Origin of the sequence: Curtobacterium sp. PhB115, from assembly GCF_003752025.1 — a bacterium.
Classification (GTDB): domain Bacteria; phylum Actinomycetota; class Actinomycetes; order Actinomycetales; family Microbacteriaceae; genus Curtobacterium.
In genome coordinates this window covers 719,119-733,654 of the sequence record NZ_RJKR01000006.1, presented here as the reverse complement: position 1 = coordinate 733,654, position 14,536 = coordinate 719,119, and the positions used below count along the sequence as shown (strand labels likewise).

General features: G+C 71.8%; 13 protein-coding genes and 1 tRNA gene. 10 read left to right on the top strand and 4 right to left on the bottom strand.

The window, feature by feature from the left end:
- Positions 1 to 10: 10 nt before the first annotated feature.
- Positions 11 to 1,030, bottom strand: coding sequence for a phosphotriesterase (locus tag EDF19_RS09145; RefSeq protein ID WP_123680549.1), 1,020 nt, complete (start codon positions 1,028 to 1,030; stop codon positions 11 to 13).
- Between the two features lie 224 nt (positions 1,031 to 1,254).
- Here EDF19_RS09145 and EDF19_RS09140 point away from each other — a divergent pair, with 224 nt between their 5' ends.
- The 9 genes from EDF19_RS09140 (at position 1,255) to EDF19_RS09100 (ending at position 12,066) form a co-directional block, all read left to right on the top strand.
- Positions 1,255 to 2,883, top strand: coding sequence for an APC family permease (locus tag EDF19_RS09140; protein ID WP_123680548.1), 1,629 nt, complete (start codon positions 1,255 to 1,257; stop codon positions 2,881 to 2,883).
- A gap of 13 nt (positions 2,884 to 2,896) precedes the next feature.
- Complete coding sequence (locus tag EDF19_RS09135) at positions 2,897 to 3,736, top strand: urea amidolyase associated protein UAAP1 (protein ID WP_123680547.1); 840 nt, start codon at positions 2,897 to 2,899, stop codon at positions 3,734 to 3,736.
- Positions 3,736 to 4,452, top strand: a complete 717-nt coding sequence (locus EDF19_RS09130; RefSeq protein ID WP_123680546.1) for an urea amidolyase associated protein UAAP2 — start codon at positions 3,736 to 3,738, stop codon at positions 4,450 to 4,452. Before EDF19_RS09135 ends, EDF19_RS09130 begins: the two co-directional genes overlap by 1 nt.
- Positions 4,449 to 8,138: an urea carboxylase gene (gene uca / locus EDF19_RS09125; RefSeq protein ID WP_185022756.1), complete on the top strand. Its 3,690-nt coding sequence runs from the start codon at positions 4,449 to 4,451 to the stop codon at positions 8,136 to 8,138. Before EDF19_RS09130 ends, uca begins: the two co-directional genes overlap by 4 nt.
- Positions 8,135 to 9,886 (top strand): allophanate hydrolase, encoded by a 1,752-nt coding sequence (gene atzF, locus EDF19_RS09120; RefSeq protein WP_260217044.1) that lies wholly within the window; start codon positions 8,135 to 8,137, stop codon positions 9,884 to 9,886. The genes uca and atzF overlap by 4 nt, the downstream gene beginning before the upstream one ends.
- Positions 9,887 to 9,912: 26 nt before the next feature.
- On the top strand, positions 9,913 to 10,605 hold the full coding sequence (locus EDF19_RS09115; RefSeq protein ID WP_123680545.1) for a TetR/AcrR family transcriptional regulator: 693 nt from the start codon (positions 9,913 to 9,915) through the stop codon (positions 10,603 to 10,605).
- Positions 10,606 to 10,638: 33 nt separating this feature from the next.
- Positions 10,639 to 11,232: a biotin transporter BioY gene (locus EDF19_RS09110; RefSeq protein WP_123680544.1), complete on the top strand. Its 594-nt coding sequence runs from the start codon at positions 10,639 to 10,641 to the stop codon at positions 11,230 to 11,232.
- Between the two features lie 85 nt (positions 11,233 to 11,317).
- A complete protein-coding gene (locus tag EDF19_RS09105) occupies positions 11,318 to 11,677 on the top strand; it encodes a hypothetical protein (protein ID WP_148071065.1) in 360 nt (119 codons plus the stop codon).
- Positions 11,674 to 12,066 (top strand): DUF6611 family protein, encoded by a 393-nt coding sequence (locus tag EDF19_RS09100; protein WP_123680542.1) that lies wholly within the window; start codon positions 11,674 to 11,676, stop codon positions 12,064 to 12,066. The genes EDF19_RS09105 and EDF19_RS09100 overlap by 4 nt, the downstream gene beginning before the upstream one ends.
- Before the next feature lie 55 nt (positions 12,067 to 12,121).
- On the opposite strand, the gene EDF19_RS09095 is transcribed toward EDF19_RS09100, so the two are convergent.
- From EDF19_RS09095 to EDF19_RS09080, 3 genes are all read right to left on the bottom strand, one after another.
- Positions 12,122 to 12,583, bottom strand: a complete 462-nt coding sequence (locus EDF19_RS09095; protein WP_123680541.1) for a hypothetical protein — start codon at positions 12,581 to 12,583, stop codon at positions 12,122 to 12,124.
- A 5-nt stretch (positions 12,584 to 12,588) separates the two neighbouring features.
- Complete coding sequence (locus EDF19_RS19290; protein WP_221180637.1) at positions 12,589 to 12,762, bottom strand: hypothetical protein; 174 nt, start codon at positions 12,760 to 12,762, stop codon at positions 12,589 to 12,591.
- A 569-nt stretch (positions 12,763 to 13,331) separates the two neighbouring features.
- A tRNA-Ser gene (locus EDF19_RS09080) sits at positions 13,332 to 13,421 on the bottom strand.
- Positions 13,422 to 13,564: 143 nt separating this feature from the next.
- Here EDF19_RS09080 and EDF19_RS09075 point away from each other — a divergent pair.
- Complete coding sequence (locus EDF19_RS09075) at positions 13,565 to 14,530, top strand: SGNH/GDSL hydrolase family protein (RefSeq protein WP_185022755.1); 966 nt, start codon at positions 13,565 to 13,567, stop codon at positions 14,528 to 14,530.
- Positions 14,531 to 14,536 lie beyond the last annotated feature (6 nt).

The following is a 14,536-nucleotide window of genomic DNA, read 5'->3' as shown; positions in this document are numbered from 1 at the left end:
TGGTGCTCGGTCAGGGGCGGTCGAGCAGTCGTGCGGGTTCGTCGACCGTGATGCGCGTGAGGACCGCATCCGGCACACCGAGTGCGCGGAGGCCGGGGACGACCCGGGCTGTCAGGTGGTCGAGGCCGTGGCCGCCGTACCGACGGAGCTGCCCCTTCGTCCAGGTGGCGTGGCCGAACACCCAGCGGGTCTCGGGTGCGGTCTCCTGCAGGGCCAGGAAGGCGTCGAGCCGTTGCGGGTCGCTGGCGTTCCGGATTCGGCCGACGTGCGAGCCCTCGTTGCCGAAGCAGAGCTCGAGCACCGCGCCGGCCTGACCGAGGTCGCGCAGGTAGGGCAGGTCGAGGAACTCGTCGACGGTCGAGAAGACGACCCGGCTCGGGTCGACCCCCTCGGCCACGACGTGCGCGAGCACCTCGAGGCCGTTCCGGGCGTCGGCGGCCAGCCGGACCACGACGGCAGCGCCGGTCGTCACCGCTGCCCGCGCCGCCGCGGTGAGGCTCCGGCGTTCCTCGAGCCCCTCGGTCGTGCCGAACGCGGTCGTCGTCCCCATCAGGCCGAGGATCCCCGCGCGGTACGTCGTCCCGGGGACGGCCTCGGTCAGGACCGTCTCGAACAACCGCTGCCGCGCATCGGTGTCCAGCTCGAGGTACCACTCCGGCAGCAGTCGCGGCAGGTAGGCCCCGTAGCCGGCGACGATCCCGACGCCGCTGGCCCGTGACAGTCCGGGCAGCCGGGCGTGGTCGGGGCCGAAGCCGAGGGAGCTCAGGTCGACCGCGAGCCCGAGGCCGCTGCTCCGCGCGGTGCGGAGCTCGTCGGCGAGCAGGTCGACGTCGTCGAGGCGCAGGTTGTCGGCCAGCGCGAGCTGACTCCACCGCAGGGCGGCTGCCAGGTCGGCGGTGACGGCGAGGCTCGGCTCCAGCGCTTCGACACCGGGTCGCTGCAGGGCGCTCGCGTCGGTCAGCAGGTGCTCGTGCATCGACACCGCACCGATCCCGGACGACTCGACGGGGCCGAGGACGGTCTGGATCACGACGTGCCTTTCGCGGTGGCGGACTTGACGGATCCAATCTACATCGGTTTGGATCCCTCTTGTCCACACGTGTCGTCGAGCTCGTCGCTCGACTCCGAACGTTTACACGCGGGCCCCTTCCGTCACGTGCCCGAAACAGCCGGGCAACGACGACGACACGGGTCCGCACGACACTGGTCGCACTACCTGTCACCCGACAGGTACTCCGCGAAAGGTCTGCAGCCATGCGCTCTCCAGAGTCACCGCTCCACGCACCGCGCGCCACGTCCAGCGTCGACCCCGTCGACACCCAGGGCCTCGCCCGACTCGGCTACGAGCAGGAACTCCACCGCGGCGTCGGCTCGTTCTCGTCCTTCGCCGCCGGGTTCTCCTTCGTCTCGATCCTGACGACCGTCTTCCAGCTGTTCGGGCTCGGTTTCGGCCTCGGCGGGGCCGCGTTCTTCTGGGCCTGGCCGCTCGTCTTCGGCGGCCAGCTGCTCGTCGCCCTGAACTTCGCGCAGCTCGCCGCCCGCTGGCCGATCTCGGGCGCGATCTTCCAGTGGTCGAGCCGTCTGGCGGGTGCGCGCTTCGGCTGGTTCACCGGCTGGACCATGATCATCGGCCAGATCCTCACCGTCGCCGTCGCGGCCATCGCGGTGCAGGCGGTCCTCCCCGCGATCTGGAACGGGTTCCAGGTCGTCGGCGGCCCCGGTGCCGACCCGTCCGTCGCATCGCCGACGGGGGCCGCGAACGCGGTGGTGCTCGGCCTCGTGATGCTCGTCGTGACGACCCTGGTGAACATCACGAGCGTCCGGCTCATGGCCCGGGTCACGAGCTTCGGCGTGCTGATCGAGATCATCGGCGTCGTCGTCCTCATCGGAGCGCTCTTCCTGCTGCCGCACCGCGCGCCCACCGTGGTGTTCTCGAACGTCGGGTACGCGAGCACCGAGCCGTACATCTGGGCGTTCCTGGCATCGTCGCTGATGGCGGCGTACGTCATGGTCGGCTTCGACTCCGCCGGCGAGCTCGCCGAGGAGACGCACAACCCCCGCCGCACGACGCCGAAGACCATCGTCCGGGCACTCACCGTCTCCGGCCTCGGTGGTGGACTGCTCATCATCGGCGCCCTCGTCGCCGCCCCGAGCCTGACCGACGGCAAGCTCGCGACGCAGGGACTGGCCTGGGTGATCACCTCGACGCTCGGTGACGTCTTCGGCCGCCTGCTGCTCTGCACCGTCGCCGTCGCCGTGTTCGCCTGCACCCTCGCCGTGCAGACCGCCGGTGCCCGCATGGTCTACTCGATGGCCCGCGAGAAGGCGCTGCCCTTCCACCGCACGCTCGCCCGGGTCTCGCCCAGGACGGGCACCCCGATCGCCGCCTCGATCGTCGTCGGGGTCGGTGCGGGACTCGCGCTCGCCGTGAACATCGGTCAGTCCGCGCTCTTCACCGCCCTGTCCAGCCTGTGCATCGCGATGCTCTACCTGGCGTACCTCGGCGTGACCGGTCCCCTGCTCGTCCAGCGCATCCGACTCCGCCGCTCGGGCTTCCCCGCCGGCGTCGACGAGGACGGCAAACCGCTGTTCACGCTCGGCCGGTGGGGCATCCCGCTCAACGCCCTGGCCGTCGCCTTCCAGATCGGCATGGCGGTCAACCTCATCTGGCCGCGCCCGGAGATCTACGACCTGACCGGCAACTCGTGGTGGCTGCAGTACAGCGCGCTGCTGTTCATCGGGGCCGTCCTGCTCGTGGGCTGGGCGTGGTCAGCTTGGCGGCACCGCACGCACGGACCGATCACGCTCGCCGAGGTCCCGTCCACCGCCTCCGTCCCCGCCGTCACCGCACCTGCCGCCGCCGCTGCGACCGTCGAAGCCTGATCGAAGGAACCCCATGCGCGACCTCCACCAGACCGACAGCGTCCTCGCCTCGCGTTCCGATGCGCGCGCGCAGGCCGGGACGCAGTCCGAGTACATGCCGTACCTGCCGGCGTCGACGTCCCCGTTCGCACCGGAGGGCGTCGACCCCGCGCAGTTGGTGTGGGCCGAGACCGTCGCACCTGGTGGGTACACGCACAAGGTCCTGGCCAGGGGCTCGCGGCTGCGGTTCGACGACCCGACGGGCGAGGCGTGCGCCAACCTGCTGGTGTTCAACGTCCTCGAGCCGTGGGAGCGGTTGAACGTCGCCGACACCCAGAAGATCCCGTGGCAGGCCTACCTCGGTGCCGGCACGCCGCTGCTCAGCGGCGACGGCCGTGTCCTGGCGACGGTGGTCGAGGACACGTCCGGGCACCACGACGCCTTCTGCGGCACTTCCACCGACGCCTGGAACGAGGCGAAGTACGGCGGCGCGGCGCCCGAGGGTCCGACGCCGAGCGGCCGGTCGCTGTTCACGAAGGCAGCGGCGAAGCACGGGCTGACGAAGCGTGACCTGCCGCCGAGCATCTCGTTCTTCCAGGGCGTCCGGATCGACGACGAGGGGGCGATGACCTTCACCGGTTCGGCCGGTGCCGGGCACCACGTCACCCTCGTCGCCGAGCTGCCGCTGCTCGTGCTCGTCGCGAACGTCGCGCACCCGATCGACCCGCGGCCGGACTACACCGTCGGCCCGCTCCGGGTGCACGCCTGGCGGGGTGCGCCGACGACCGACGCGGACGAGCGGTTCACGGCGACGCCGGAACTCACCCGCGCCTACCTGAACTCGATCGACCACGCGGAAGCCCGAGGCCTCTGATGACCGACACGACCACCCACGCCCCGACCGGCCGCCCGCACTCCACCGTCCCGGTCGGCGCCGTCCACGCCCCCGACGTCGCCCTGGACTGGAGCGAGTCCCTCGTCCCCGGACAGGTCGTCCGCGACGACCGGGTCGAGCCCCTCGCCCCGTGGTCCGCCGTGGTCCGTGCCGGCGAGGTCCTCACCATCGTCGACGTCGGCGGCAACCAGAGCGCCGACTGCCTGGTCTACGACGCGCACGACCCCGACGAGCGCTACAGCGTCCCGGACACCCTCGCGGCCCAGGGGAACGCATACGTCCGCACGGGCACCGTGCTGATGTCGAACGAGGGCCGCCCGCTGATGACGGTCGTCGCGAACGAGATCGACCGGCAGGACACCATCGGCGGCGCCTGCTCGAAGGAGTCGAACACGCTGCGGTACGGCCACCACACCCAGTATCAGCACGGCTGCCGCGAGAACTTCCTGGCGGAGGCCGGCCGGCACGGGCTCGGCGCCCGGGACATCGTCTCGAACCTGAACTGGTTCATGAACGTCCCGGTCGAAGCCGACGGTGCCCTCGGGATCGTCGACGGCATGAGCGCCCCGGGCAAGCGGGTCGCCGTCCGGGCCGAGCGCGACGTGCTCGTGATCGTGTCGAACTGCCCCCAGATGAACAACCCCTGCAACGACTTCTCCTGCACCCCGCTGCGCATGATCGTGGTCCAGCCGTGACCGCCGCGCCCGACCCCACCGGGACCGACACCGTGACCCTGAGCCAGAACACCGTCCTCGTCGCCAACCGCGGTGAGATCGCCCGCCGGGTGATCCGGTCCGCCAAGGCCCTCGGCATGCGCACCGTCGCCGTCTACTCGGACGCCGACCGGGCAGCTCCCCACGTCCGCGAAGCCGACGTCGCCGTCCGCCTCGGCCCGGCACCCGCCCGCGACTCGTACCTGCGCATCGACGCCGTCGTGCAGGCGGCGAAGGACACCGGCGCCGGACTCGTCCACCCCGGCTACGGCTTCCTGTCCGAGAACACCGAGTTCGCGCGGGCCTGCGACGAGGCCGGCATCCGCTTCGTCGGTCCGACCGCCGACCAGATCGTCCGGTTCGGCGCGAAGCACACCGCCCGCGAGCTCGCCGCCGCAGCCGGGGTCCCGATGCTCGCCGGCACGGGGCTGCTCGCGAGCGTCGAGGACGCCGTCGACCAGGCCGAGCGCATCGGCCTGCCCGTCATGCTCAAGGCCACGGGTGGCGGCGGCGGGATCGGCATGCAGGCGTGCGCGACCCTCGACGAGGTCCGCGAGGCGTACACGAGCGTCGTCCGCCTGGCCACGGCGAACTTCGGGTCCGCCGGCATCTTCCTCGAGCGCCTGGTCCGACCGGCACGGCACGTCGAGGTCCAGCTCTTCGGCGACGGGAACGGCCGCGTCGCGGTGATCGGCGACCGGGACTGCTCCCTGCAGCGCCGCAACCAGAAGGTCATCGAGGAGTCCCCCGCACCGGCGCTCCCCGAGCACGTCCGGACCGAGCTGCACGAGTCCGCCCGGCGCCTGGCCGCGAGCGTCGGGTACCGCAGCGCCGGCACCGTCGAGTTCGTGTACGACCCGGTCCGCGAAGAAGCGTCGTTCCTCGAGGTCAACACCCGCCTGCAGGTCGAGCACCCGGTGACGGAAGAGGTCTTCGGGGTCGACCTCGTCGAACTCATGCTCCGCCTGGCCCGCGACGGCGCCGCCGGCATCGACGACGACGTCTTCGACCGCACCTGGACCCCGACCGGCCACGCCGTCGAAGCCCGCGTCTACGCCGAGGACCCGGCGAAGGGCTCGCTGCCCTCCAGCGGTCTCGTCACCCAGGCGGTGTTCCCGAGCGCGACGACCGCGACCGGCGAGCCCACCGGCATCCGCGTCGACGGCTGGGTCGAGACCGGCTCCGAGGTGTCCGCCTTCTACGACCCGATGCTCGCGAAGGTCATCGCCACCGGCGAGACCCGCGACGACGCGCTCGACCGGTTGCGCGACGGCCTCGCCGACACCCGGATCGACGGCATCGTGACGAACACCGGCCTGCTCCGCACCCTGACGGACGACCTCGAGCTCCGGACCGCCACGCACTCGACCTCGACGCTCGACGAGACCGAGGGCCCGGACCCGCGCATCGACGTCGTCGCCCCTGGCACGATGACGATGATCCAGGACCTGCCCGGCCGGGTCGGGTACTGGCAGGTCGGTGTCCCGCCGAGCGGCCCGTTCGACTCCGCGTCCTTCGCCGAGGCGAACCGTGCCGTGGGCAACCCCGACGGCGCCCCCGCACTGGAGATCACCGCGACGGGTCCGACCCTGCGCTTCTCGACCGCCGGCGTCATCGCGATCACCGGCGCACCCGTGCCCACGACCCTCGACGGCGAACCCGTCGCGGCGTGGGAGCCGATCGAGGTCGGGGCCGGACAGACCCTGGCGATCGGCACGGCCCCCGGGCCGGGGCTCCGGTCCTACCTGGCCGTCCGCGGCGGGTTCGACGTCCCCACCTACCTCGGCTCGGCGGCGACCTTCACGCTCGGCGGTTTCGGTGGGCACGCCGGCCGGGCGCTGCTCGCCGGCGACGTCCTGCGCCCCGGCTCACCGGACTCCGACCCCGCGCACCCGGCGTTCCCCGCCGGCACCCGCCTGGGCCTGGTCGGCGGTCCGACCCCGGCCGACCGGCGTACCGCGCTGACCGACACGTGGGAGATCGGCGTCACCGAGGGCCCGCACGCGGCACCGGACTTCTTCACCCGCGCCGACCTCGACGTCTTCTACGCCACCGACTACGGCGTGCACCACAACTCGGCACGCACCGGCATCCGGCTCATCGGGCCCCGACCCGAGTGGGCGCGGACGGACGGCGGCGAGGCCGGTCTGCACCCGTCGAACATCCACGACACCCCGTACGCGGTCGGCGCCATCGACTTCACCGGGGACACACCGATCATCCTGGGGCCGGACGGCCCGTCGCTCGGTGGTTTCGTCTGCCCCGCCGTGGTCGCCAGCGGCGACCTGTGGAAGCTGGGCCAGCTCCGACCAGGTGACACGGTCCGGTTCGTCCCCGTCCGCGAAGCCGACGCCGCCGCGCTCGACGCGCACCGGGCCTCCAGGACCGTCCCCCGCACCGGAGGCGACGGCGACGACGGGGTGATCGCCCGCCTGGACGCGACCGACGCACGACCGAGCGTCGCGTACCGACGCGACGGCGACGACAACGTGCTCGTCGAGTACGGCGACATGACCCTCGACATCGCACTCCGGATGCGCGTGCACGCGCTCATGACGAAGCTGCAGGAGCACACGCCGAAGGGGATCCTCGACATCACGCCGGGCATCCGCTCGCTGCAGGTGCACACCGACGCGTCCGTGCTCAAGGCGCGCGACGTCGCCGGGCTGCTCCGCGAGCTCGAGGACGAGATCCCGCCGACCGACCAACTCGTCGTGCCCTCGCGCACCGTGAAGCTGCCGCTCTCGTGGGACGACCCCGCCACCCGCCTGGCGATCGAGCGGTACATGAACGGCGTCCGGAACGACGCCCCGTGGACACCCTGGAACATCGAGTTCATCCGGCGCATCAACGGGCTCGAGAGCGTCGACGACGTCTTCCGCACCGTCTTCGACGCGAGCTACCTCGTGCTCGGGCTCGGCGACGTGTACCTGGGCGCCCCGGTCGCGACGCCGCTCGACCCCCGGCACCGGCTCGTCACGACGAAGTACAACCCGGCCCGCACCTGGACGGCCGAGAACTCCGTCGGCATCGGCGGCGCGTACCTCTGCATCTACGGCATGGAGGGACCAGGCGGTTACCAGTTCGTCGGCCGCACCGTGCAGATCTGGAACCGGTTCCGCCGCGGCGGACTGTTCCAGGAGAACCCGTGGGCGCTGCGGTTCTTCGACCGGATCGAGTGGTACCCCGTCGGCGCCGACGAGCTGCTCGAACTGCGGGCCGAGACCGACGCCGGGCGCGGGTCGTTCGAGACCGTCGAGGGTGAGTTCTCGATCGCGTCGTACAACCGGTTCCTCACCGAGAACGCCGGCTCGATCGCGGACTTCCGAGCGCAGCAGGCCCGGGCGTTCGGCGAGGAGAAGGAGCGCTGGCGCGCCTCCGGCGAGTTCGACGTGCGGGACGAACCGGCCGCCGTCGTGGCGGACGCCGTGACCGTGCCGGAGGGATCGACCGCCGTGTACGCACCCTTCACCTCGACGGTGTGGCAGGTGGACGTCCGGCCGGGCGACCGGGTGGACGAAGGACAGAAGTTGTTGGCAGTGGAGGCGATGAAGATGGAGTCGATGGTGCACGCACCGGTACGGGGACACGTGTTGGAGGTCTACATCAAGCCGGGCGACCAGGTCGCACCGGGGCAGGTCCTCGCCGCGATCGGAGCGGCAGCGTGAGCGCGGCCGTGGCTACTGCGGCGAGCGCCGCGACGAGCGCTGCGGCGAGCGCGGCCAGCGCCGCCAGCGCCGCCACCGCCGCGGACCGCGTCCGCGACGCCTTCGCCCGCATCGACGCCGTCGACCGACCCGAGGTCTGGATCACCCTGCGCGACCGCGAGTCGGTCTTGCGGGAGGTCGAAGCCGTCGACCCGACCCTCCCCCTCGCCGGACTCCTGTTCGCCGTCAAGGACAACATCGACGTCGCGGGCCTGCCCACCACCGCAGCCGCCCGCTCCTACGCCTACGACCCCGCCACCGACGCGACCGCCGTCGCCCGACTCCGCGCCGCCGGAGCCGTCGTGGTCGGCAAGACCAACCTCGACCAGTTCGCGACGGGACTCGTCGGCACCCGCTCCCCCTTCGGCGCCGTCCGGAACGCCTGGGACCCGACCCGCATCTCCGGCGGCTCGTCGAGCGGCTCCGCCACCGCGGTCGCCCTCGGCATCGTCGACTTCGCGCTCGGCACCGACACCGCCGGCTCCGGTCGCGTCCCGGCAGCGCTCGGCAACCTGGTCGGCGTGAAGCCGACGAAGGGGCTCGTCCCGAACACCGGGGTCGTCCCCGCCTGCCGCTCGCAGGACTGCGTCACGGTCTTCGCCCGGTCGCTCGACCTCGCCCGCACCGCGGCCGAGCTGATGGCCGGCCCGGACGACGTCGACCCGCTCGGCCGCGTCGACCTCGCCCTCGCCGACCTGCCGGCCGTCCCACGCATCGCCGTCCCGCTGCCGTCGCAGCTCGAGGGCCTCGCCCCCGGCTGGGCCGACGCGTTCGCCGCGGCCGTCGACCGGTTCCGCGCCCTCGGTCACGAGGTCGTCGAGGTCGACATCGCACCCCTGCTCGACGCCGCCTCGCTGCTCTACGACGGCGCGTTCGTCGCCGAGCGGTACGCCGCCGTCGGCGCACACGTCGAGGCACACCGCGACCAGGTCGGCGACGACCTCGACCCGTCCGTCGCGACGATCGTGCTCGGCGGAGCCCGCCCGAGCGCCGCGGACCTGTTCGCCGACCAGGAACGACTCGACGTCCTCGGTGCCGTCGGACGCGCAGCCCTCGCCGGCACCACCGCGCTCCTCACCCCCACCACGACGTGGCACCCGACCCTCGAGCAGGTCGCGGCCGACCCGATCGGCGCGAACAGCCGGATGGGCCGGTACACGAACTTCGCGAACCTGCTCGACATGGCCTCGCTCGCCGTGCCCGCCGGCTTCGTCGACGGCCTGCCGTTCGGCGTGATGCTCACCGGTCCGGCGTTCACCGACCGGCGGCTCGCGGCGCTCGGCGCCGCGTTCCTCGCCCCCACCGTCGACCTGTTGGTCGTCGGAGCGCACCTCCGCGACCAGCCGCTGAACGGACAGCTGGTCGCGTCCGGCGGATCGTTCGTCCGGGAGGCCCGCACCGCGTCCGACTACCGGCTGTACGCCCTCGACACGGTGCCGCCCAAGCCCGGGCTGGTCCGCGTGGGACCGGTCGCGTCCGGCGGCGCGGGTGTCTCGTCGCCATCCGGCATCGCGGGTGAGGTCTGGCGCCTGCCCGCCGCCGGCTTCGGCACCTTCGTGGCCGCCCTGCCGGCACCGATGGCCATCGGCACGGTCGCGCTCGACGACGGCACCGACGTCACCGGCTTCCTGGTCGAGCCCTTCGCGGTCGAGGGCGCCGCGGACATCACCCACCTCGGCGGGTGGCGCGCCTACCGGGAGCAGTCGTGACGGACGCCGGCTGTCAGGATGGGGCCATGTCCTCCGACGACCGGCCCGCACGCCCCGGCCGTCCGAGGGCCGTCCCGAACGCCGACTCGGTGCTCAGCCCCCGCGACCAGATCCTCGACGCCGCGGCTGCCCTGTTCGTCGAGAACGGCATCAGCGCCACCTCGACCCGAGCCATCGCGGAGCGGGTCGGCATCCGCCAGGCCTCGCTGTACTACCACTTCGCCGGCAAGGACGACATGCTCGTCGAGCTCCTGACGACCTCGGTCCGGCCGAGCCTCGAGCTGGTCCGCGGCCTCGAACAGCTCGTGCCGGAGACGGCCTCGGCAGCCGGTGCCCTCGCCGCACTGGTCGTCGCCGACGTGGACACCCTCGCCCGCACGCCGCACAACATCGGCACGCTGTACCTGCTGCCCGAGGTGCAGGGCGAGCGCTACGACGGGTTCCGCGCCGAACGGGTCGAGCTGCAGGACACCTACGGTCGGCTCGGGTCACTCGCCGCCGATCCCGACGTCGCCGCGTCGGTGACCCAGCAGCGGCTCGGCGTGGTCCTCATCCAGCTGGCCGAGACCGTCATCCAGCTCCGCCGTTCCGGCCCCGTGCAGGACGCCGACCGCGACGCCATCGTCGCGACCTGCCTGCGGGCCTGCGGCCTCGACACCGCCGCCGTCGCCGCTGCCCGGCGCGAGGCCGAGGCGCTGCTCGCCACCGTCGCGGTCTGAACCCTGCTGTCCCTCACCGCTCAAGGACCTTCCATGACTGCGCTCTCCCCCGCCCGGCACCGCCCGCTCGCCGATGCCCTGCTCCCCCGCACCGCGGTCGTCAGCACCGCACTCGTCCTCGGCGGCGCGCTGCTCACCGCCGGCGCCGCGCAGGTGTCCGTCCCGCTCTGGCCCGTCCCGATCACCGGGCAGACCCTGGCCGTCCTGCTGGTCGGCAGCGCCCTCGGTGCGCGGCGTGGTGCCATGTCGATGCTCGTCTACGCGCTGCTCGGCGTCGTCGGTCTGCCGGTCTTCGCGGCCGGCTCGGCCGGTGTCGGCGTGCTCGTCGGCCCCTCCGGCGGATACGTCGTCGGCTTCGTCGCTGCAGCCGCCCTCGTCGGCTGGATCGCCGAGCGCTTCGGCGACCGTCCACTGCGGAACGCCGCGCTGTCCTTCACACTCGGCACCGTCGTGACCTTCGCCGCGGGCATGGGGTGGCTCGCGGTGTCGCTCGGACTGGACCTGCAGCAGACCCTGGAGTACGGGCTCTACCCGTTCGTGATCGGCGGCGCGGTGAAGGCGCTCGTCGGTGCGGGTGTCATCTCTCTCGGGTGGACCGCGGCGGTCCGCTCCGCCACTCGCCGGTGAGCACTCCGTCAGGACTTCGGCTCCGGGCGTAGGGGTTCCGTCAGGGAGCCTTCCGCACCGTGTGGGCGCGCGCGAACGTGTGATCGTGACACTGACTGCGATCATGCCGACGCTCCGCGACGTGAATATCGCCGTGGCGTCGGTCATCCGCGTCCGGCGGCCGGGCACCGGTGTCGTGCTGCTGGAACTGGACGCGGTCCTGCCGACCTGCGCCGTGCTCGAGCAGGTGCGCCTGATCGGACGGAGGAGCACCGCTCCCCTCGCCACGATGGACGTCGTCACCAGAGGTGACGGTCAGGACGACGGTCGGTTCCAGCTCCTCCCGGCTCCGTTGCCCGCCGACGTCCGTGAAGGCGACCTCGTCTGCTTCCCCTGCCTGGCGTCCGTCCGGCACCGCGATGTCGTCGAGCCGGTCCGCGCCGAACCCGCACCAGCCAAGCGGTGACCAGCGTGCTGCCGGTCCGCGGCCGGCTGCTCGACGGGACCCACCTGTGGGGCCGGTACACGATCCGGCCCGTGGGCCGGACGATGTGGAGCTCGCGGACCCTCGTCGTGTTCCCGCCGGGCACGAACGCCGGCGAGCGCCTGCTGCTCCAGGCCTGGCACGTCTGGCCGGCCGTCGGGGCACTCATCGCCCTCGTCGCGCTGGTGCCGTCCGTCTCGATGCCCGCGAGCGGGACGACCACTGCGCTCGTGTCGTACGGCGGTGGCTTCGTGGGCCTCGCCCGCACGACCCGTCGGCTACGACCACGGGTGCGGTCCGTCACCGTGACGACGTTCCTGGGCGACGGCCGCCCCGAGGTCCACGGCGACGAACGCCGTCCCTCGCGCTGACGACCGATCAGGTGCCCGTCGCGCTGCCGCCCGGTGCCGCGGCAGGATTCGACCGCTACGACAAGTCGAGGCGGCGCAGCACGTACCCGTCGGGCACCGTGCCGCTGTCGCCGAAGTAGTGGAAGAAGATCTCAGTCGCCTCGTCGGCGTCGAACACCTCAGCCGGATGAACCGGGTGGTCGGTGCCCGCGACATTGACCACGTCAGTCAGCGCTTCGTCGAGGTCGTGCGCTCGGCCGATGACGTAGTGGCGAAGCTCGCCGTTCTCGACACGCTGGATCTCGACGCTCATGCGGTCGGCGCTGCCGCCGGCCTGGATGTACCGACTGTCCCAGTCGGCGTCCGAGTAGCCGGGCGCGTCGGGCCAACCCGCGCTGTCCGGAACGAACCACAGCTGGTACGCCCAGGCCTCGCCGTTGTCGAGTTGGCCGAGGTTGAAGCGGATCTGGTCCCGGTAGGGCCGGAAGCTGTCCGTCAGCCGCATGCCGAACTCGGAGTTGGTGGTCATGACGAACATCGGTCTCAGGGTACTTTCTGCTCGATGACCTCGGTGATCTTGATGATCTTGCCGTTGAGGGTCGCGATGGCTGGGTTGTCGGGGCTGACAGCGGTGTCGAACGCCCGTTGCGCGGCGGTCCGGCTCGCGGTACCGCTCTTGATCTCGATGCCGGCGTAGGTGCCGTCGGGCTTCTTCACCAGGCCATCGTAGATGCGGCCGTTGCGTACCCCGTCGACGCTGGCCTTGACCTTGGTGGTGTCGACTTCGGCGCCGAGCTTCTTGCCGACTTCCTGGAGCCCTTGGGCTTCCTTCTGCGCGGCGTCGACACGAGCCTTGTCGCTGTTCTCGGACCGGTATGTGCCGTCCTTGCTCCGACCGGGGCAACATCGACCGGGCCGTCCGCCGCGGCGAGCAGCTTCACGAGCTTCTCGGTCAGAGGACTTCGACGCCACGAGTGCGGAACGAGCCGCCGAACATGGGCCAGTCAGCGTCGACGAAGCAGAGCGCGCCGGTCACGGGGACGGCGCCCACCTGCTGACCGAACACGTCATTGACGAGCGACACCTGACGGAGCACCCCGTCGACGAGCTTCGTGCGGTCGCCACCGACGATGAGCTTCTCGACGCGGGGTCGGACCAGCCCGCCCTCGACGCGCAGCTCGGGCCGCTTGTCCTGGTACGAGAAGCTCAGCTACCGGCGTAACCAGGCGGGTAAACCGCAAGAACCCCAGAGTTCCGTAATGACGGGGCTCTGGGGCTCTTGATCTTGGCGGTACCGGTGGGATTTGAACCCACGGTGGAGTTGCCCCCACACATGTTTTCGAGACATGATCCTTCGGCCGCTCGGACACGGTACCGGGAGAGAGTTTACACGATCCGGGAGGCCCGTCACGCCACCCGAGATCGCCTCCCCCTCCACAGGCGGTCACCCCCAGGGCTCTTCCCACACCCACAGGCGACCCAGGTCGCGGACTCGACGAGCGGGCGTACCGTCCTCGGCATGAAGTCCCGCACGCTCATCGCACTCCTGACGTCCGTCCTCGGGGGCCTCGGCGTCGTCGGCGCCGCGGCCGTCGGTGCCCGCGCCGGCGTCAAGGGCCAACGCGCCGCCGCACAACGCGTGGTCGACATGCTGCCGATCCACGCCGATTGGTGGCACGAGCGGCAGCAGCACGAGGGACAGCTCCTGTACGTGGCGATCGGCGACTCGGCAGCACAGGGGGTCGGCGCGACGGCACCCTCCCGTGGGTACGTCGGGCTGCTCGCACGTCGGATCCGGCACCGCTCGCACGAGTCGGTGCGGGTGGTGAACCTCAGCGTCTCGGGCTCGACGACCTGGGGTGCGAAGCGGGATCAGCTACCGAAGCTGCGGCACTACGCGCCCGACATCTGCACGGTCTCGATCGGGGCGAACGACATCGCCGACTTCGACCCGGACAAGTTCGAGCGCAACATCCGGGCGATCTACGGCGCGGTCCCGTCGCACGCCGTGGTGGCGGAGCTGCCGTGCATGTTCGTGCCGGACCGTGAGCGCAAGGTCGCCGTGGCGAACGAGATCGTGCACCGGGTAGCCGACGAGTTCGGCCTCACGGTGGCACCGCTGCACACCATCACGAAGCGGGTGGGTCTGCGGCGGACGTTCTTCAACAGCTACGGCGACCTGTTCCACCCGAACGACCGTGGCTACGAGATCTGGGCGAGCGCCTTCGAACCCGCGGTCGACGCCCGGGTGGACACGGTCGCCGCGATCCGGCACTACCTGTCCGTGCGCGAGGCCGAGACGCTCGGGCGTGAAGCCGGGGCCGTGGCGAACGCCCGCGCGGAGCAGGACACCGACGGCGCCGAGGCGCTGGACCACGCGTCACGACCGGGCCCGGTGGGACGGCTCCGGAACCGCATGACCGGTTCGATCGCCCTGCCCGACGAGCCGGTGCACCGCTCCGGCGATGTCGGCGGCACGGCCTAGCCTCGA

What these genes read in the sequence shown, in the direction of transcription:
- EDF19_RS09115 (WP_123680545.1), top strand. Translation starts at nt 9,913, where the DNA reads ATGTCCTCCGACGACCGGCCCGCACGCCCCGGCCGTCCGAGGGCCGTC.
- EDF19_RS09095 (WP_123680541.1), bottom strand. Translation starts at nt 12,583, where the DNA reads ATGTTCGTCATGACCACCAACTCCGAGTTCGGCATGCGGCTGACGGAC.
- EDF19_RS09140 (WP_123680548.1), top strand. Translation starts at nt 1,255, where the DNA reads ATGCGCTCTCCAGAGTCACCGCTCCACGCACCGCGCGCCACGTCCAGC.
- EDF19_RS09075 (WP_185022755.1), top strand. Translation starts at nt 13,565, where the DNA reads ATGAAGTCCCGCACGCTCATCGCACTCCTGACGTCCGTCCTCGGGGGC.
- EDF19_RS09110 (WP_123680544.1), top strand. Translation starts at nt 10,639, where the DNA reads ATGACTGCGCTCTCCCCCGCCCGGCACCGCCCGCTCGCCGATGCCCTG.
- EDF19_RS09130 (WP_123680546.1), top strand. Translation starts at nt 3,736, where the DNA reads ATGACCGACACGACCACCCACGCCCCGACCGGCCGCCCGCACTCCACC.
- EDF19_RS09135 (WP_123680547.1), top strand. Translation starts at nt 2,897, where the DNA reads ATGCGCGACCTCCACCAGACCGACAGCGTCCTCGCCTCGCGTTCCGAT.